Source organism: Bradyrhizobium sp. 199 (assembly GCF_023073355.1).
Lineage (GTDB): Bacteria > Pseudomonadota > Alphaproteobacteria > Rhizobiales > Xanthobacteraceae > Bradyrhizobium.
The window spans coordinates 336,544-355,005 of record NZ_JADPJI010000002.1; the positions used below are offsets into that span (position 1 = coordinate 336,544).

Genomic DNA, 18,462 nt, shown 5'->3' on the forward strand with positions numbered 1-18,462 from the left:
CTGGATCACGGCATTTCGGTCGCGGGAAGGGTGATGGTGAAAGTCGAGCCCTTGCCGGGCCCTTCGCTGTCGGCGGTCACCTCGCCGCCATGCATGTCGACGATACGCTTGACGATGGACAGGCCAAGTCCCGTCGAGCTCTCGCCGGCGGTCGGCTTTGCCGACAGCCGCTGGAACCGGCCGAACAGGCGGCCGAGATCCTCCGGGGACAGGCCCGCGCCCTCGTCGCTGACGCGGATGATGGTGTCGCCGGCCTCGTGGCTGACGGCGACGTCGATCTTGCCGCCGATCGGTGAGTATTTGATGGCGTTGCTGATGAGGTTGTCGATCGCCTCGCGGATGCGGTCGATGTCGCACATGGTGACGACGTTGGCCGGGGCGGTGACGCCGATCGCCTGCTGCTTGTTGACAGCGAGCGGCTGGTTGGCCTCGGCGACCTCCTTGACCAGGGCCGCGACGTCGACCGGTTCGCGGCGGATCGTGATGTCGAAGGCATCAGCCATCGCGTCCGAGATCAGGTGGTCGACCATCGTGGTCAGGCGCTTGGTGGCGTCGCGGATGTGGTCGACCTGGGCGACCACGCCGCTTTCCGAGGCGCCGGTCGAGATCAGCTCCTTCAGCATCTCGGTGCGGCCGAGAATGACGCCGAGCGGGTTCTTCAGATCGTGCGCGACGGTGCCCAAAATCTCGTTCTTGAAGCCGTTGGCGCGCTGCAGCCGCAGCCATTGCGCCGAGAGGCGGCGATTGGCCTGCATCAACGCGCGGGTGCGCTGGGCGACGCGATCTTCCAGCTGCGTGTTGGCGTCCTGGAGCTGCTGGTAGAGGATGACATTGTCGAACGCGATCGAGAGGCGGCTGGAGAAGATCTCGACCAGCGAGCGGTCGGTCTCGGATAGCTCGCGCTCGGCCTGCAGCAGCACCACCACCTCGCGGCCGCTTCCCGTGCGCAAATAGATCACGCTGCGGTGGTCGGCGAATTCGTTCTTGCGGCGCTGGAACGCGGCCTCGACCATCTGGCGCAATTCGGGGTCGAGCGCTTTCGACGTGGTGGTGCCGATGAAGCGGCTGTAGCAGCCGCTGCCCGCGAGCACCGAGAGCTCGGGGTCGATGCCGCCATTGTCGCGCAGGACCAGTATACCGGCGCAATCGACGTTGAGCAGTGAGGCGAGCTGGGTCAGCACGCCCTCGGCGAGCCGCTGCATCGACTTGAAGTCGTACAGTGTCGAAGCCGCGTCGATGATGATCTCGAGCCCGCGCCGCGTCTGCACCATGCGCTCGAGCTGCTGGTAGGAGCGCAGCGCCGCGGTCAGCGAGGTGAACAGCTTGTCGGCGGTGAGCTCGGTCTTGGCCTTGTAGTCGTTGATGTCGTACTGCACGATCACGCGCCGCTCTGGCGCCTGGCCGGGCTGTCCGGTGCGCAGGATGATGCGCACGGTCTCGTTCCGGATCTCGTTGCGGATGAACTCGACCAGCTCGAGGCCGGCGACGTCGGTCTCCATGATGACGTCGAGCAGCACGGCGGCAATGTCGCCGTGCTCGGCCATCAGCTTGCGGCCTTCCGCCGCGGAATAGGCCGACAGGATCTCGAGGCCCTGGCCGTTGAGACTGTAGTCCGACAGAGCAAATCGCGTGCCGTCATGCACGGCCGGGTCGTCGTCGATGACGGCGATCTTCCATTTTCGGGCGTTGCTATCCTCCGACGCGGTACCGGTATCGTCGATCAGGTGGAGGACATCGTCCTGTTCGGCCATTGAGAAGTCCCGTCACTTTCTGTGCTTTGCGCGCCGCCCTTGGCGACCCGGGGCATGATAATGCGAAAAGTGGTGCCTTGTCCCAGCTTGGATTCCAGCATCATGCGCCCGCCGAGCTGCTGGGTGACGAGGTTATAGACGATATGCAGGCCGAGTCCCGTGCCGCCTTCATTGCGCCGGGTGGTAAAGAAAGGGTCAAAGGCCTGGCGCTGCACGTCCGGGGTCATGCCGGCCCCGTCATCGGTGAAGATGAGCTCGATGTCCTCGGCCCCGCGCGGCCGCGCCGAGATCGTGATCGTGCCGGCGCGCCCGTCGGCGAAGGCGTGGTTGGCGGCATTGAGGAAGAGGTTGGTGAGGATCTGGCCATAGGAGCCCGGATAGCCGTCGAGCAGCAGCCCCTCGGGCACGTCGACCTGGAGCGTGGTCGGCGAGCGCTTCAGCACCGGCCGCAGGCTTGCGATGATCTGGTCGGTGGCCTCGCTGAGCGAGAATTGCCGCCGCTCGGCATGGGAGCGGTCGACCGCGACCTGCTTGAACGACTGGATCAGCTCGCCGGCGCGCTGGAGATTGGCGACGAGCTGCTGCGAGGCATCGCGCGAGGACTGCACGAACTCTTCCAGTTGCGAGCGGCGCAGGCCGCCCTCGCCCTTGAGCTGGGCTTCGAAAATTTCGGTGCGCCGGGCCAAGCTGGAGGCAACGGTCAGGCTGATGCCGATCGGGTTGTTGACCTCGTGCGCGACGCCGGCAACGAGGCCGCCAAGCGCCGCCAGCCGTTCGGCATCGATCAGATTCTGCTGCGCGGCGTTGAGCTCGAGCAGTGCGCTCTCGGCCTTCTCCTTGGACGCGCGCAGCTCGTCCTCGGTCTGGCGCTTCGCGATCGCGTTCTCGCGGAACACTTCCACCGCGCGCGCCATGGCGCCGACCTCGTCACGGGCCTTGGTGCCCTGCACCTCGCGATCGAGGTCGCCGAGCGTGATCGCGCGCATCGCGGCCATGATCTGCTGCAGCGGCAGGCGGATCGACAGCGCGATCATCACGCCGGCGGTAAGGATGATGCCGAGGAAGACCACCGCGATCGACAGCACCCGCCTGGAAATGGCGGCCAGCGTGCGGTCGAACGTCTCCTGCGCCTTCTGCTCGCGCTGGCGCATCTTGCTGGAGAGGTCGTCGATGGCGCCGATCGCCTCGGCCTGGCTGGCGTCGATGGTGTTGCGGAGCAGCTCGGTGCGGCTCGCAAGCTGCTCGGAAAGCTTGGCAAAGCCCTCGCGCAGCGCGGCGGTGCGGACCCCGAGCCGCCGCAGTGCCATGCGCTGCAGGTCGTTGTCGGCGAGATCGATCATCACGGGGATGGTCTTCTCGATCGTCTCGGTGTTGCGCCGCGCGTCGTCGGCCGCGCCCGACGACAGCGACAGATAATAGGAATTGGCCGCCACCAGCATCGCGGTGAAGGCTTCGCGGGATTTTCCCAGCGAGGGCCAGATCAGCGCGTCGCGATGGCCGGTGGCGCCCTCGATGATGGAATAGAGGCCCGCCATGTCCCTGGCCGGGCCCTGCACCTGCTCCTCATAGGTCTTGGCGATGGTGGCCTGCACGCTGCGCAGCTCGCCGAAACCGTTGAGGAAGCGGTCGGTGGTGCGCTCCAGCTCCTCGACCGAGCCCGACAGCATCGGGTCCTTGGCGGCGCGATTGGACAGCGTGCCCAGCACCGCCTCGCGCAGCAGCAGGATCTCGGCGAACAGGTCCGGGCTCGGCTGGTTGATGTAGCGGTGGATCAGATTGTGCAGGCGCCCGGTCTCGCTTTCGAGCAGCGCCAGGATCCGGTCGGATTCGCGCACCTGGCGCACGTCGTCCCAGGCCGAGCCCAGCACCTGCGCGCCGTTCCAGATCATCGCCACCAGCACAACGACCACGGCGGAATTCAGCGCGGCGATCGACAGGATGCGCCAGCGGATCGGCACCGCCCGCAGCAAGCCGACGATGCGCGCGCGCGCCCTCCCGATCGGGCCGGGCAGCCTTTCCGCGGTCTCGCTGTATCCGAGCCCAGCCAGAAGCTCTACTCCACCTTGCGAATGCGTTCGATCAGCGCGGCCGCGGCGGGATCGCGCCCGGCCTTGGCATAGATCGCGGCCATCGCGTCCTCGAACGGCTTGCGGTCGATGTCCCTGACGATGGTGACGCCCGCTTCCTGCGCCTTGCGTTGCGACTGCTCCTCGAGGTCGCGCCATTTCTCGCGCATGAACCGGCTGGAGCGCTGCGCGGCCTCCCGGAAGATGGTCTGGTCGTCGGGCGACAGGCTCTGCCAGGCCTTCAGCGAGATCACCAGCACTTCGGGACTCATTGTGTGCTCGGTGAGGGTGTAGTAGCCGGCATGCTTGTAATGGTCCGTCGTCACGAAAGATGGCCAGTTGTTTTCGGCGCCGTCGATCAGGTGGTTGGAGAGCCCGGCCAGCACCTGCCCGTACGGAAGTGCGACCGGGTCGGCGCCGAGCGAACGGATCATCTGGCTCATCAACTCCGACTGCTGCACCCGGATCCGCAATCCCTTGAGGTCCGCGATATTCTTCACCGGCCGGACACCATTGTAGATCGACCGCGCGCCGGAATCGTAAAAAGCGAGCCCGACGAAGCCATAGGGCTCGAAACTGTTCAGGATCTCGCTGCCAACAGGTCCGTCCAGCACCTTCTGCATGTGCTCGATGGACCGGAACAGGAAGGGCATGGCGAGCACGTTCATGGCCGGAACGAAATTGCCGATCAACGCCACGTTGGTCCGGTTGAGGTCGATCGCGCCGGCCCGGGTCTGCTCGATGGTCTCCTTTTCCTCGCCGAGCTGGCGGGAGTGGAACACCTTGATCTCGTGGCGGCCGCCGCTGCGCTCGGCAATCAGGGCGCCCATGTAGCGCAGCGCCTGGACGGTCGGGTAATCCTCGGCCTGGGTGTCGGCGGCGCGAAACTCGCGCGCAACGGCGCCCGTCGCGCGCAGGCCTATCGAGACTGCGGCGAGCAGAAGCGCGACGAAGATCACCCCGGTCCGCGAGAGTTCGGCACGGTTCAGCACTGGCACACTCAACCCCTCAGTGGTGGAGTCTATGGCGGGAGCAAAAGGTTCAATGCAATCTAAAGCGTTTTCAAGCGAAGTGGATACCGGTTCGCGTGAAGAAAACGCCTCGAATTAAGATCTGGAGCCCCGTTCCGATCGGAGCCGGGCTCCAGCAGATGGCTAGGGGAAGACTATCCCGCCCCGCATCAGGTTGCGATTGTGCGGCGCGGCCGGCGCGCATTCCCGGTTGAAACCGCAAAGGCCGGGCCTTATGCAGGGGCGGTCGCCGTTTGCCGCGCCAGGTGGGAAAAAGCCATCGTGATTTCAGCACTGCGCCTTTTGCCTGTCGTCGCCACTGTCGCGGCTCTCACATTCATATCGAAAGCGCAGGCGGCCACCGAGATCGCGTGGTGGCACGCCATGTCCGGCGAGCTCGGGCGGCAGCTCGAGAAACTGGCCTCGGACTTCAACGCCACGCAGTCCGACTACCGCATCGTGCCTGCTTACAAGGGCAATTACACCGAGACGGTGACCGCCGCGATCTTCGCCTTCCGCTCGCGCAGCCAGCCCGCCATCGTCCAGGTCAACGAGGTCGCCACCGCCACCATGACCGCGGCCAAGGGCGCGATCTATCCGGTGTTCAGCCTGATGCGGGACCAGGGCGAGCCGTTCTCGCTGGCCGATTACCTGCCCGCGGTCTCCGGCTACTACACCGATGCGGCCGGCAATCTGCTGTCGTTCCCGTTCAATACCTCGACGCCGATCCTGTACTACAACAAGACCATGTTCCGCGACGCCGGCCTCGATCCGGAGGTGCCGCCGAAGACCTGGCCGGAATTGGGCGAGGCCGCAAAGCGCCTGCGCGACCGCGGCGCGGCTTGCGGCTTCACCACGTCCTGGCCGTCCTGGATCCATGTCGAGAATTTCTCCGCCTTCCACAATTTGCCGCTGGCGAGCCGGGCGAACGGCTTAGCCGGGCTGGATGCGGAGCTGACCATCAACAATCCCTCGCTGGTGCATCACATCGCAGCACTGAGCGAGTGGCAGAAGACCAAGCTGTTCGACTATAGCGGCCGCGGCCAGTCGGCCGAGCCACGGTTCCAGAAGGGCGAATGCGGCATCTTCATCGGCTCCTCGGCCACGCGCGCCGACATCAGAGCGAATTCGAAGTTCGAGATCGGCTACGGCATGATGCCGTACTGGCCGGACATGAAGGGCGCGCCGCAGAATTCGATCATTGGCGGCGCCACGCTGTGGGTGCTGCGCGACCGGCCGCGCGAGGAATACAAGGGCGTGGCGCGGTTCTTCTCTTATCTGTCGCAGCCCGGCGTGCAGGCCGCCTGGCATCAGAACACCGGCTATCTACCCGTGACCCGTGCCGCTTTCGAGCTGACGCGGTCGCAAGGGTTTTACGAGCGCAACCCGGGATCCGCGATTTCGTTCGAGGAGATCACGCTCAATCCGCCGACGGAGAATTCAAAAGGCATCCGGCTCGGCTCCTTCGTCCTGATCCGCGGCGCGATCGAGGACGAGCTGGAGCAGGCCTTTGCCGGCCACAAGAGCGCGCAAGGAGCGCTCGATGCAGCGGTCGAGCGCGGCAACAAGATCTTGCGCCAGTTCGAGCGTGCCAGTCCGGATAGGTAGCGTGGAGCGATTGAACACCGCTGCAGCCGCGCGGGCCGTGCGCTCCCTCCCCCGCCTGCGGGGGAGGGCTGGCGAGAGGGTGTCTCCGCAACGGGACAATCCCCCAGAGGAAAGAACCCTCACCCGGCACTACGTGCCGACCTCTCCCGCAAGCAAGCGGGAGAGGTGCACCGCCTCTCAGCTTGCACCGAGTGAACCAAAGCGAATGCCGCTTTCGATGCGCAAGTACCAATGACAATTACATCATCGCAACAGCTGCCGGCCTTCACCGACGCCGAAAGCTTTCGCGCCTTTCGCTCCAACCCCGCGCAATGGCTGCCGATCGCGCTCGACATCGCGCGCGGCCACGGCCTCGACGCCAGCTCGCCGCATGTGTTTGCGACCGGCACCAATCTGGTGGTCGGGCTCGGCGACAAGCTGATCCTGAAAATCTTCCCGCCGATGCTCGAGGCGCAGTTCGTCTCCGAGCGCGGCTCGCTGACCCAACTGAACGGCCATCTCGATCTGCCGATCCCGGAGATCGCCGTGGAAGGGAGGCGCGACGGCTGGCACTATCTCGTCATCACGCGCCTCGCCGGCACGCTCGGCTCGGAGGTCTGGCCGGATCTGCCGGAAGACCAGAAGGAGCGCCTGTTGCGCCAGATCGGCGAGACCATCGCGTCCGTGCAGCGCGCCCCGCTCGGGCCGCTCGCGCAAATTGAGCCGCGCTGGGACGATTTCATGCGCCAGCAGATGCAAGGCTGCCGCGCCAGGCACGAGCGTCTCGGCCTTGCACCGAAATTCCTCGCCGGCCTCGACGATCTCCTGCGTGACGCGGCACAGCTCATCCCGATGGATGCGCCGCCGGTGATCCTGGTCGGCGAATACATTCCGGAGAACTTTCTGCTCGCCTGCGCTAACGGCCAATGGTCGCTCACCGGCTTGTTCGACTTCGGCGACGTGCTGGCGGGATGGCGAGACTACGACCTGCTCGGCCCCGGCGCGTTCATGGCGGCGGGCCGGCCGGGGAGGGTGCGCAGTCTGCTCCAAGGGTTTGGCTATGCGAAGCCGGACTACGCGCTCAAACGCCGGCTGATGGCCCTGATGCTGCTGCACCGCGCCAGCGACCTCAACAGCCACGTCTGCATCGAGGGCTGGCAGGACAAAGCGGCGGATCTGGTCGAACTGCAGGAGCTGATCTGGGCGGGCTGAGCACCGGCCGAGATCTCCGTCATTCCAGGCTCGATGCTGCGCATCGCCCCGGAATGGCGGCGTTGCTTATTAGGCGAGCGACCGTTTCTCGGTCGCCCAACAAATAGGCAAATCTACCTCTTTGTATGCAATGCCCACAGTGAGCGGGTAGGCCGCGCGCGGGCCGGAAGCTACATTGTTGCATCAGTTCAATTGCTTAGCGCCGTCGTAAGCGACTATTAAGCCTTGGCACGAACCTTGCGAATCCAGTTCCAACCAAAAACGTTGTGTTGGAGCCATTTCATGAAGCGCCGCGATTTTCTCAAGTCAGTTTCCGGATTGGCCGCGGGAGCGGCGCTTCCGGCCATGCCGCAGGTCATCTCCTCGGCCTATGCCGACGCCCGTTCGGAGACGCTGCTGATCGTCTCGGAAGGCGGCCCGAACAATCTCGACATCCACGGCATCGGCACCAACGTGCCCGGCTATGAGGTGTCCTGGAATTGCTACGATCGGCTGATCAGCCACGAGATGAAGACCGGCCCCGGCGGGGTGCCCTATTACGACCGCGACAAGTTCAAGGGTGAGCTTGCCGAGGACTTCAAGATCGACGACATGTCGGTCACCTTCAAGCTGCGCAAGAACGCCAAATTCCACGACGGCACGCCCGTCACCGCGAAGGACGTGAAGTGGTCGCTCGACCGCGCCGTCAGCGTCGGCGGCTTTCCGACCTTTCAGATGAGCGCGGGCTCTCTCACAAAACCCGAGCAGTTCGTCGTGATCGACGACCACACCGTGCGCGTCGACTTCCTGAAGAAGGACAGGCTGACGATCCCCGATCTCGCCGTCATCGTGCCCTGCATCGTCAACTCCGAGCTGGTGAAGAAGAACGCCAGCGAGAAGGACCCCTGGGGTCTCGAGTTCACCAAACAGCAGACCGCTGGCTCCGGCGCCTACAAGGTGACCAAGTGGACCGCCGGCACCGAAGTCATCATGGAGCGCAACGATGACTGGGTCTGCGGTCCGCTGCCGAAGATCAAGCGCGTGATCTGGCGCATGGTGCCGCAGGCCGGCAACCGCCGTGCGCTGCTGGAGCGCGGCGATGCCGACATCTCCTACGAGCTGCCGAACAAGGACTTTCAGGAGATGAAGGCGAACGGCAAGCTCAACGTGGTGTCGCTGCCGTTCTCCAACGGCATCCAGTATATCGGCATGAACGTCACCAAGCCGCCGTTCGACAATCCCAAGGTGCGTCAGGCGGTCGCCTACGCGCTGCCCTATCAGAAGATCATGGACGCGGTGATGTTCGGCCTAGCCAACCCGATGTTCGGTGCGGCGAAGGACAAGGCGACCGAGGTCGCCTGGCCGCAGCCGCACAAATACAACACCGACATGGAGAAGGCGAAGGCGCTGCTGACGGAGGCCGGCTACGCCAACGGCTTCGAGACCACGATCTCGTTCGACCTGAATTTCGCTGGGGTCAACGAGCCGCTTTGCGTGCTGGTGCAGGAAAGCCTGGCTCAGATCGGCATCAAGACCACCATCAACAAGGTGCCCGGCGCCAACTGGCGCACCGAATTGAACAAGAAGGAGATGCCGCTGTTCACCAACGTGTTCTCGGGCTGGCTCGATTACCCCGAGTACTTCTTCTACTGGTGCTATCACGGCAACAATTCCGTCTTCAACACCATGAGCTACAAGTCGGCGGAGATGGACAGGCTGATCGACGGCGCGCGCACGGCCGCTGCGAGCGGAGATACCGCGACCTACGACGCCGACGTGAAGGGGTTTGTCGACCTCGCCTACAGCGACATCCCGCGCATCCCGCTGTACCAGCCCTTCGTCAACGTCGCGATGCAGAAGAACATCAGCGGCTACCAATATTGGTTCCACCGGCGGCTGGACTATCGCGCGTTGGCGAAGGGGTGAGGGGGCGTGGCTACGTCTCCGGTCGTCTTTCGGAGTGAGGTGAGCACGGCTGTCTCATTCCCTCCCCCCTTGCGGGGGAGGGGCAGGGAGAGGGGTAGCCATGAACTCCGACCTCTCCCGGAGCCACCCCCCTCCCTAGCCCTCCCCCGCAAGGGCGGAGGGAACGCAGCGGAGCGTGCCGCGCGAGCGTCCTCACAAGCGCAGCGCAGAAGGAGCGCCCCATGCTGACCATGATCGGCAAGCGCCTGATGTTCGCGATTCCGTCGCTGATCGGCGTCGTCATCGTCACCTTCCTGCTGACGCGCGCGCTGCCCGGTGATCCCGCGGCGTATTTCGCAGGGCCCGCCGCGACGAAAGAAGCCGTCGAGCAGATCCGCAAAAAACTCGGGCTCGACAAGCCGCTGATCGAGCAGTTCTTCCGCTACACCAACGATCTCGCCCACGGCGATTTCGGTAGTTCGCTCACCACGGGACAGCCGGTCGCGGCCGAGATTCGCAACCGGCTGCCGGCCTCCGCCGAGCTGACGCTGCTCGGCCTCGTCGTTTCGGTTGTGATCGCCATCCCGCTCGGCGTGCTCGCGGCGACCCGGCCAGGATCATGGGTTGATCACCTCTGTCGCATCACGACGACAGCCGGCGTCTCGCTGCCGGTGTTCTTCACCGGCCTCGTGCTGGTCTATGTCTTCTACTTCAGGCTCGGCTGGTCGCCCGCGCCGCTCGGCCGTCTCGATGTGTTCTACAGCGCGCCGCCGACGGTGACAGGCTTCTATCTGATCGACACGCTGCTCGCGCGCGACCTCGAGGCGTTCCGCTCCGCGTTGAGCCAGTTGATCCTTCCCGCGACGACGCTCGCCATCTTCTCGCTTGCACCGATCGCGCGCATGACGCGGGCCTCGATGCTTGCGGTGCTGTCGAGCGAATTCGTCCGCACCGCGCGCGCCAGCGGCCTGTCGCCGGCAACCGTCATCGTCACCTACGCGTTCCGCAACGCCATGCTGCCCGTCATCACCACGCTGAGCATGGTGTTCTCGTTCCTGTTAGGGGCCAACGTGCTGGTCGAAAAAGTGTTCGCCTGGCCCGGTATCGGCTCCTATGCGGTCGAAGCGCTGATCTCGTCGGACTTCGCGCCGGTGCAGGGTTTCGTGCTGACCATGGCGGTGATGTACGTGCTGCTGAATCTCGTGATCGACATTTTGTACGGCGTGATCGATCCGCGCGTCAGGCTGGAAGGGTAGGGGTGAGAGATGAGCTCCGTTGCGCCTGCTGTTGAACCCATCGGTCCCGCGCGGACGTCAGGGCTCGTCGCGCTGCTCGACCAGACCCGCTATGTCCTCGGCGAGAACAAGGTCACGGGCTTCGCCTTCGCGCTGCTGATCCTGATCCTGGTTGCCGCGATCTTCGGCCCTTATGTGGTGCCCTATGATCCGCTGGCGTCCGACACCGCCGCGTCGTTGAAGCCGCCCTCGGCCGCGCACTGGTTCGGCACCGACCAGTTAGGGCGGGACATTTTCAGCCGCGTCATCGTCGCGACCCGGCTCGACACGTTCATCGCGGTCGCCTCGGTCGCGCTGGTGTTCCTGATGGGCGGCCTTGCCGGCATCGCGGCGGGCTATTTCGGCGGCTGGACCGACCGCATCGTCGGCCGCATCGCCGACACCATCATGGCCTTTCCACTGTTCGTGCTGGCGATGGGCATCGTCGCCGCGCTCGGCAACACCGTGCAGAATATCATCCTGGCCACCGCCATCGTGAACTTCCCGCTCTATGCCCGCGTCGCGCGCGCCGAGGCCAATGTCCGCCGCAACGCCGGCTTCGTGCAGGCCGCGCGGCTGTCGGGCAACGGCGAGTTCCGCATCCTGCTGGTGCATATCCTGCCGAACATCATGCCGATCATGATCGTGCAGATGTCGCTGACCATGGGCTACGCCATTCTCAATGCCGCCGGCCTCTCCTTCATCGGCCTTGGCGTCCGCCCGCCGACCGCCGAATGGGGCATCATGGTCGCCGAAGGCGCCGGCTTCATGGTGTCGGGCGAATGGTGGATCGCACTCTTCCCGGGCCTGGCCCTGATGATCGCGGTGTTCTGCTTCAATCTCCTCGGCGACGGCCTGCGTGACATCGTCGACCCCCAGCGGAGGACGTGATGGGTGGTTCCGAACTCCAGCAGCGCGGATGTGAGGAGGGCAGTGCTCTCTTATTCCCTCCCCCCTTGTGGGGGAGGGGCAGGGAGGGGGGTAGCCACGAACTCCGACCTCTCCCGGGGCTACCCCCCTCCCCAACCCTCCCCCGCAAGGGGGGAGGGAGCGAGAAGCCTGTGCCTCCCTTACAGGCAAAAATCCGCCAGAAATTTCCCAACGATTCCAACGACATTCTACTGTGCATGGGGTTGTTTTCGACGTTTTTGATGGGGAGGCACGCTTGACCGCCCAGCCCCTGCTCAACGTTCAGGACCTCACCGTCGAATTCACCACCCGCCGCGGCATCGTGAAAGCCGTGCAGCACGTCAACATCTCCGTCGCCAAGGGCGAGACGCTGGCGATCGTCGGCGAGTCCGGCTCCGGCAAGTCGGTGACGTCCTATGCGGTGATGCGCATCCTCGACCGCGCGGGGCGGATCGCCGACGGTTCGGTGATGTTCTCCGGCATCGACGTCAAGGCCGCGACCGAAGACCAGATGCGCGACCTGCGCGGCCGCGAGGTCTCGATGATCTTCCAGAACCCGCGCGCCGCGCTGAACCCGATCCGCAAAGTCGGCGACCAGATCGAGGACGTGCTGCGCACCCATGTGCAGCAGGCCCAGGTCAGAGATCACGGCGAGAAGGCCATCGAGGCGCTGGAGCAGGTCAAGATCGCCCGGCCGCGCGAGCGCTATCACGCCTATCCGTTCGAGTTGTCAGGCGGCATGTGTCAGCGCGTCGTCATCGCGCTGGCGCTAGCCTGCAATCCGCAGCTGCTGATCGCGGACGAGCCGACCACCGGCCTCGACGTCACCACGCAGAAGGCGGTGATGGACCTGATCGTCGAGCTGACCAAGCGCAAGGCGATGTCGACCATCCTGATCACGCACGATCTCGGCCTTGCGGCGGCCTATTGCGATCGCGTCGTCGTGATGGAGAAGGGCCGGGTGGTCGAGACCGCGAAAGCCGCCGACATCTTCGCAAACCCGCAGCACCCCTACACCAAGAAGCTGATGCGCGCGACGCCGCGGCTCGGTGTGAGCTTGCGGGATTTGTTGCCGGAGGATGAGGGCGCTTCTCAATCAGCGGCCGTCGTGGCCGGGCCCGACCCCGTCATTCAGACATCGCAAGATGGCGTGAAGAGCAAGCAGCCCATTCTCCTCATCGAAAAGCTGGTCAAGGAATATCCCCGCCAGGGCGCCACAGCGACGCTGGGAAAACTGTTCGGCCGCAAGCCTCCCGTCGAACCCGACGTGTTCCGCGCCGTCGACGGCATCAGCTTCTCGATCAGCCATGGCGAGAGCGTCGGCCTTGTCGGCGAATCCGGCTGCGGCAAATCGACGACGTCGATGATGGTGATGCGGCTCTTGGACCAGACCTCCGGCCTGATCCAGTTCGACGGCGAAGACATCTCCGGCATCGCGCCCTCAGCCTTCGCCCGGATGCCGCAGCGCAGCCGCATCCAGATGGTGTTCCAGGATCCGACCGATAGCCTCAACCCGCGCTTCACCGCCGCGCGCGCCATCGTGGACCCGATCATGCAGCTGGGGGATATCAAGGGACGCGACGCGCTCCGCGCCCGCTGCGAGGACCTCGCCACCATGGTCGGCCTGCCGCACAATCTGCTCGACCGCTTCCCGCATCAATTGTCCGGGGGCCAGAAGGCCCGCGTCGGCATCGCGCGCGCGATCGCGCTGCATCCAAAGCTCGTCATTCTCGACGAGCCGACGGCGGCGCTGGACGTCTCGGTGCAGGCCGTGGTGCTCAATCTGCTTCAGGACCTGAAGCAGCGGCTAGGCATGAGCTATCTGTTCGTCTCGCATGATTTGAATGTGGTGCGCTTGTTGTGCGATCGTGTCATTGTGATGCGGACGGGACGGATCGTCGAGGAGGGCTCTTCCGAGCAGGTCCTCGGCGATCCCCAGGACGACTACACCAAGGAACTGCTGACGGCGATCCCGCATCCGCCGTTGCAGGTCCACTGAGAGTGCATTGATTGTTGGGAAGCGTGATGGCCGAACCCCTGGACGACTATATCGACGCCGTATCGAAGGCGCTGGCGCTGCCGGTCGAAGAGGCCTGGAGGCCCGCGGTGCGCGCGAACCTCGAAGTCTCGCTGCGCCTGTCCCGCCTGGTCGACGAATTCGCGCTGCCGGACGAGACCGAGCCGGCGCCGATCTTCACGGTGTGACGCTGTCATGACCACCAAGCCCGAAATGACGGCCGCCGAGATCGCAAGCGCGGTCGCGGCCCGCAAAATGTCCGCGTTCGATGCCACTGAAGCCGCGCTCGCGCGCATCAAGCAGCACGACGGCATTCTCAATTCCTTCACCGACGTCACCGCCGATCGCGCCCGCGCGAAGGCCCGCGCAATCGACGCCGAGATCGCGGCTGGAAAGGAAATCGGCCCGCTCGCCGGCGTGCCCTTCGCGGTGAAGAATCTGTTCGATGTCGCGGGCCTTCCCACGCGTGCCGGCTCGAAGATCAACCGCGACCGCGCACCGGCCAAGCGTGACGCCACGCTGATCGAGCGCATGGAAGCGGCCGGAGCCGTGCTGGTCGGCGCGCTCAACATGGGCGAATACGCCTATGACTTCACCGGCGAGAACGTCCATGACGGTCCCTCGCGCAATCCGCATGATACGACGCGCATGACCGGCGGCTCCTCCGGTGGTTCGGGCAGCGCCGTCGGCGGCGCGCTGGTGCCGATCGCGCTCGGATCGGACACCAACGGTTCGATCCGCGTGCCGTCCTCCTTCTGCGGCATCTTCGGTTTGAAGCCGACCTATGGCCGGCTCTCGCGCGCGCGCTCGTTCCCGTTCGTCGCAAGCCTCGATCATCTCGGCCCGTTCGCGCGCTCGGTCACCGATCTCGCGCTCGCCTATGACGTAATGCAAGGCCCGGATGCGGAGGACAGCGCCTGCACGACGCGCGGGCTGGAGCCGACGCTGCCGCTGCTGGCCAATCCGGTCTCGGGTCTGCGGATCGCGATCGCGGGCGGGTATTTCCAGAACAACGTGTTCCCGGAAGCCGTCGAGGCCGTCGGCCGCGTTGCCAAGGCGCTTGGCGCAACGCAAGTCGTGGACATGCCCGAGGCCGCGCGCGCCCGCGCGGCGGCCTATGTCATCACCACCACCGAAGGCGCTTCGCTCCACCTCGATCGCTTGCGCAAGCGCCCCAACGATTTCGATCCCGCGGTGCGCGACCGGCTGATCGCGGGGGCGATGGTGCCCGCTTCAATGGTCGACCGCGCGCAAAAATTCCGCCGCTGGTATCGTGCCCAGCTTGCCGAGATCTTCAAGTCGGTCGACGTGCTGCTGGCGCCGGCAACGCCCTGCACCGCGCCGAAGCTCGGCCAGGTCAATTTCAATCTCGACGGCGTCGAGCTGCCGGTGCGCGCCAATATCGGCATCCACACCCAGCCGATCTCGTTCATCGGCTTGCCGGTGGTCGCGGTGCCGGTGCCGCTCGAGCCGCTGCCGATCGGCGTGCAGATCATCGCCGCGCCGTGGCGCGAGGACATTGCGCTTCGCGTCGCCTACGCGTTGGAAAAGCTGGGCGTGGCGTCGGCGCCCACCCCAAGGGGCCTTTGAGAGGAATTTGAGATGGAGATCGATCTCCCCGACGTGATCGCGGAAGTCAAAGCCGCGTTCGAGCGCTATGAGCAGGCGCTGATCACAAACGACGTCGCGGTGCTCGGCGAGCTCTTCCGCAACGATCCACGCACATTGCGCTACGGCATCGGCGAGAACCTCTACGGCTATGAGGCGATCGCCGGCTTTCGTGCCGGGCGCTCACCGGTGGGCCTCGACCGCCGGACCGCGAAAACCGTGATCACCAGCTATGGCCGCGACACGGCCGTGGCCTCTACCTTGTTCTATCGCGACACGATGCCGGGTAGGGTCGGCCGGCAGATGCAGACTTGGTTAAAATTCCCGGAAGGCTGGCGCGTCGTCGCTGCCCATGTCAGCATCATCGACGCGCCGAAAGAGACCGCATGACGCTCGACGAGTTTCCGCGCGGGACATTGCCCACTGAGCCGGTGGTGCCGCGCGTCGATCGTCCCTCGGCATTGGTGCAGAAGGTCACGCGCGCCGAAGAGCTGCGCCTGCAGCTCGCGGACGAGATCGTGCGTGGTGCCCTGGCCCCCGGCGCGCCTCTGGACGAGACCGATATTGCGCGCCGTTTCAGCGTCTCGCGGACGCCGGTGCGCGAGGCGCTGCGCCAGCTTGTGGCAAGTGGCCTCATCGAAGCGCGTGCCCATCGCGGCGCGGTGGTGGCGCAGCCCTCTATCGAGCGGCTGACGGGCATGTTCGAAGCAATGGCCGAGCTCGAGGCGCTGTGCGCGGGGCTCGCCGCCGAGCGCATGTCCGCGGCCGAGCGCCACGGCCTCGAGGCCATCCACGAGGAGCTGCGGGTGCTGAGCTACACCGGCAATCCCGATCGCTTCCACGAGGTCAACGAGCGCTTTCACAACGCGATCTATGCCGGATCGCAGAACGGCTACATCGCCGAGATCACGCTGGCGACCCGCGTGCGCGTGCAGCCGTTCCGCCGCGCCCAGTTTCGCAACCTCGGACGTCTTGCCAAATCCCAAGCCGAGCACGACCGCGTCGTCGTCGCCATCATGCGCGGCGACAAGCAGGGCGCCGCTGCCGCGATGCGCGCGCATATCGAGCTGGTGCGCGGGGAATACGAGATTTACGCGGTTTCGGTTTAGGTCCTCATCCTGAGGAGCGGCTGAAGGCCGCGTCTCGAAGGATGAAAGGCCGAGATGCGGCCGCGTGGCCTTCATGGTTCGAGACGGCGCTTGCGCGCCTCCTCACCATGAGGAGATGCACCTACCCCGTTGTCTTCTCCGCCATATACTTCCGCCATCCGCCATACGCGGTGATGTCGCGCGCGTCGCCCAGCACCTCGGGCTCGACCAGAAATCCCTTCACGCTGCGGCCGTCTGCAAGGCGCACGGTGCCGATCGCCATCGGTGCGGGGATCGCGTTGACGAACCTGCCGAAGGCGGACGACGACAGGGACCAGATCTCCAGCTCGATTGCGGCGCCCTTGCCCGCCTCGACGCGAAGCAGGCCCGGCTTGGGCGGCGTGGTCTTGAGCGCGTAGAGCTTGTAGTCCGGCGCCGTCATTGTCGCCTCGACCAGATGGCCGTTCAGCGCCTTCAATTCGCCGTTCAGCACCATGCCGGACAGATGCGCGCCAACGACGGCGATTGGAATCTCGTCGATGCCGCTTGCAGCAAGCGGCGCCAGCGCAGGTTGTGCCACGCCTTTTGCGCCGAGCGTCAACTTGGTGTCTGCGTGAAACACGCGCCCGATGCTCGCGAGCATCGCATCACGCCCTGCCGGTGCGAGCAGCGTGATGCCGAACGGAATGCCGTCGGCGCGCATCGACGCGGGAACGGCGAGGCCGCAGAGGTCGAGCAGATTGACGAAATTGGTATAGGTGCCGAGGCGGCTATTGAGCTCGATCGGATTGGCGAGCACGTGTGCGGTCGTATAGGCCGTCGGGGCCGTCGGCAGCACCAGCGCGTCGATATTGGCAAACGTGCGCTCGGCGATCTTGCGCAAGCCCTGCAGGCGGTAGAGCGCCGAAAAGGTCTCGGCGGCCGTCAGCCGCGCGCCGGCCGCGGTGATCTCGCGCGTCACGGGGTGGATCGCATCCGGCGCGGACGCGAGCAGATCCTTGATCACGAGATAGCGCTCGGCGACCCACGGGCCCTCATAGAGCAGCCGGGCCGTCTCGTAGAACGGCTCGAGATCGAACTCGACCAGCGTTGCGCCGAGCGCGGTCCAACGCTTCAGCGCGTCGGCGTAAGCGGTTTCCGATGTCTTGTCGCCGAAGAAGATCAGCTGCCCGTTGCGCGGCACGCCGAGGCGCAAGCTTGCTGGCAACGGCGTGAGCGCGCCCAGCGGCCGGTCGCGCGAGAACGGGTCGGCCGGGTCTGGTCCCGCCATCACGGACAGGGCGAGGGCCGCGTCGTCCACGGTCAGCGCGAAGATCGAGATGCAATCGAGCGTACGGCAGGCCGGCACGAGGCCCGCATTCGAGATCATGCCCAGGCTCGGTTTCAGTCCGACGATGTTGTTGAGCATCGCCGGCACGCGGCCCGAGCCGGCGGTGTCGGTGCCCAGTGACAACGGCACGAGCCCGGCGCCGACGGCGACGGCGGAGCCCGAACTCGATCCGCCGGGAATGAGATCGTCACGGACTGAATTTCTGGGAATGCCGTAGGGCGAGCGCACGCCGACGAGGCCGGTTGCGAACTGGTCGAGATTGGTCTTGCCGATGATGATGGCGCCGGCGGCACGCAGGCGCGCCACCGCGGTCGAATCGTGTGCCGGCGTGGTGGAAAATGCCGGGCAGGCCGCAGTGGTCGGAAATCCCAGCGCGTCGATATTGTCCTTCACCGCGACCGGCACGCCATAAAGCGGCAGGTCGGCGGCGTCCTTCCGCGCGGCGAGCTTCTCGGCCTCCGCGATGGCGTCCGTCTCCTCCCGCAGGCTGATGAAGATGGCGGGATCGTTGTGGTCGCGGATGCGCTGATAGGTCCGCGCGACCGTCTGCGCCGGCGTCAGCGTCCCCGCGCGGTGCGCGGCCACAATCGCGGCGATCGTTTCAGGCTGCTCAGCCCCCATGGCGACAAAACTCCGGCAATTCGTCCTCGCCCGGAGCGAAGCAAGCGATGTGCCATTGTGTACAATATCCGGGGCAGGGCGATTGCTCCGGATATTGCCGCCTGA

General features: G+C 65.5%; 14 protein-coding genes. 10 read left to right on the forward strand and 4 right to left on the reverse strand.

All coding sequences use genetic code 11. From position 1 onward, the window contains the following. Positions 1-5: 5 nt before the first annotated feature. From IVB28_RS01505 to IVB28_RS01515, 3 genes are read right to left on the reverse strand one after another with little or no spacing between them, the layout of a single operon-like run. The gene (locus IVB28_RS01505; RefSeq protein WP_247524300.1) at positions 6-1,751 is read right to left on the reverse strand and encodes a DUF3369 domain-containing protein; all 1,746 of its coding nucleotides are present in this window, start codon (positions 1,749-1,751) and stop codon (positions 6-8) included. Further along, complete coding sequence (locus tag IVB28_RS01510; protein WP_247525315.1) at positions 1,721-3,751, reverse strand: ATP-binding protein; 2,031 nt, start codon at positions 3,749-3,751, stop codon at positions 1,721-1,723. The genes IVB28_RS01505 and IVB28_RS01510 overlap by 31 nt, the downstream gene beginning before the upstream one ends. Positions 3,752-3,804: 53 nt before the next feature. Then, complete coding sequence (locus IVB28_RS01515) at positions 3,805-4,815, reverse strand: TRAP transporter substrate-binding protein (RefSeq protein WP_346730705.1); 1,011 nt, start codon at positions 4,813-4,815, stop codon at positions 3,805-3,807. A 315-nt stretch (positions 4,816-5,130) separates the two neighbouring features. Between IVB28_RS01515 and ugpB the strand changes: the two genes are divergently transcribed. The 10 genes from ugpB to IVB28_RS01565 all read left to right on the forward strand — a co-directional run bounded on the left by ugpB (position 5,131) and on the right by IVB28_RS01565 (position 16,427). Next, a complete protein-coding gene (gene ugpB, locus IVB28_RS01520; protein WP_247525316.1) occupies positions 5,131-6,435 on the forward strand; it encodes a sn-glycerol-3-phosphate ABC transporter substrate-binding protein UgpB in 1,305 nt (434 codons plus the stop codon). Between the two features lie 231 nt (positions 6,436-6,666). Next, positions 6,667-7,626: an aminoglycoside 3'-phosphotransferase/choline kinase family protein gene (locus tag IVB28_RS01525; protein ID WP_247524302.1), complete on the forward strand. Its 960-nt coding sequence runs from the start codon at positions 6,667-6,669 to the stop codon at positions 7,624-7,626. Between the two features lie 282 nt (positions 7,627-7,908). Further along, a complete protein-coding gene (locus IVB28_RS01530; RefSeq protein WP_247524303.1) occupies positions 7,909-9,531 on the forward strand; it encodes an ABC transporter substrate-binding protein in 1,623 nt (540 codons plus the stop codon). A 221-nt stretch (positions 9,532-9,752) separates the two neighbouring features. Beyond that, positions 9,753-10,766, forward strand: a complete 1,014-nt coding sequence (locus tag IVB28_RS01535) for an ABC transporter permease (protein WP_247524304.1) — start codon at positions 9,753-9,755, stop codon at positions 10,764-10,766. 9 nt (positions 10,767-10,775) lie between these two features. After that, positions 10,776-11,675 (forward strand): ABC transporter permease, encoded by a 900-nt coding sequence (locus tag IVB28_RS01540; RefSeq protein WP_247524305.1) that lies wholly within the window; start codon positions 10,776-10,778, stop codon positions 11,673-11,675. A gap of 274 nt (positions 11,676-11,949) precedes the next feature. Next, entirely contained in the window at positions 11,950-13,692 is a 1,743-nt protein-coding gene (locus IVB28_RS01545) for an ABC transporter ATP-binding protein (protein WP_247524306.1), read from the forward strand. 26 nt (positions 13,693-13,718) lie between these two features. Then, positions 13,719-13,898, forward strand: coding sequence for a DUF4089 domain-containing protein (locus IVB28_RS01550; RefSeq protein WP_246925989.1), 180 nt, complete (start codon positions 13,719-13,721; stop codon positions 13,896-13,898). Positions 13,899-13,905: 7 nt separating this feature from the next. Beyond that, positions 13,906-15,300: an AtzE family amidohydrolase gene (locus tag IVB28_RS01555; protein ID WP_247524307.1), complete on the forward strand. Its 1,395-nt coding sequence runs from the start codon at positions 13,906-13,908 to the stop codon at positions 15,298-15,300. A 12-nt stretch (positions 15,301-15,312) separates the two neighbouring features. Further along, entirely contained in the window at positions 15,313-15,708 is a 396-nt protein-coding gene (gene hpxZ, locus IVB28_RS01560) for an oxalurate catabolism protein HpxZ (protein ID WP_247524308.1), read from the forward strand. Further along, positions 15,705-16,427, forward strand: a complete 723-nt coding sequence (locus tag IVB28_RS01565) for a GntR family transcriptional regulator (protein WP_247524309.1) — start codon at positions 15,705-15,707, stop codon at positions 16,425-16,427. The genes hpxZ and IVB28_RS01565 overlap by 4 nt, the downstream gene beginning before the upstream one ends. 121 nt (positions 16,428-16,548) lie before the next feature. On the opposite strand, the gene atzF is transcribed toward IVB28_RS01565, so the two are convergent. Beyond that, positions 16,549-18,357: an allophanate hydrolase gene (atzF, locus tag IVB28_RS01570; RefSeq protein ID WP_247524310.1), complete on the reverse strand. Its 1,809-nt coding sequence runs from the start codon at positions 18,355-18,357 to the stop codon at positions 16,549-16,551. Between the last annotated feature and the right edge of the window lie 105 nt (positions 18,358-18,462).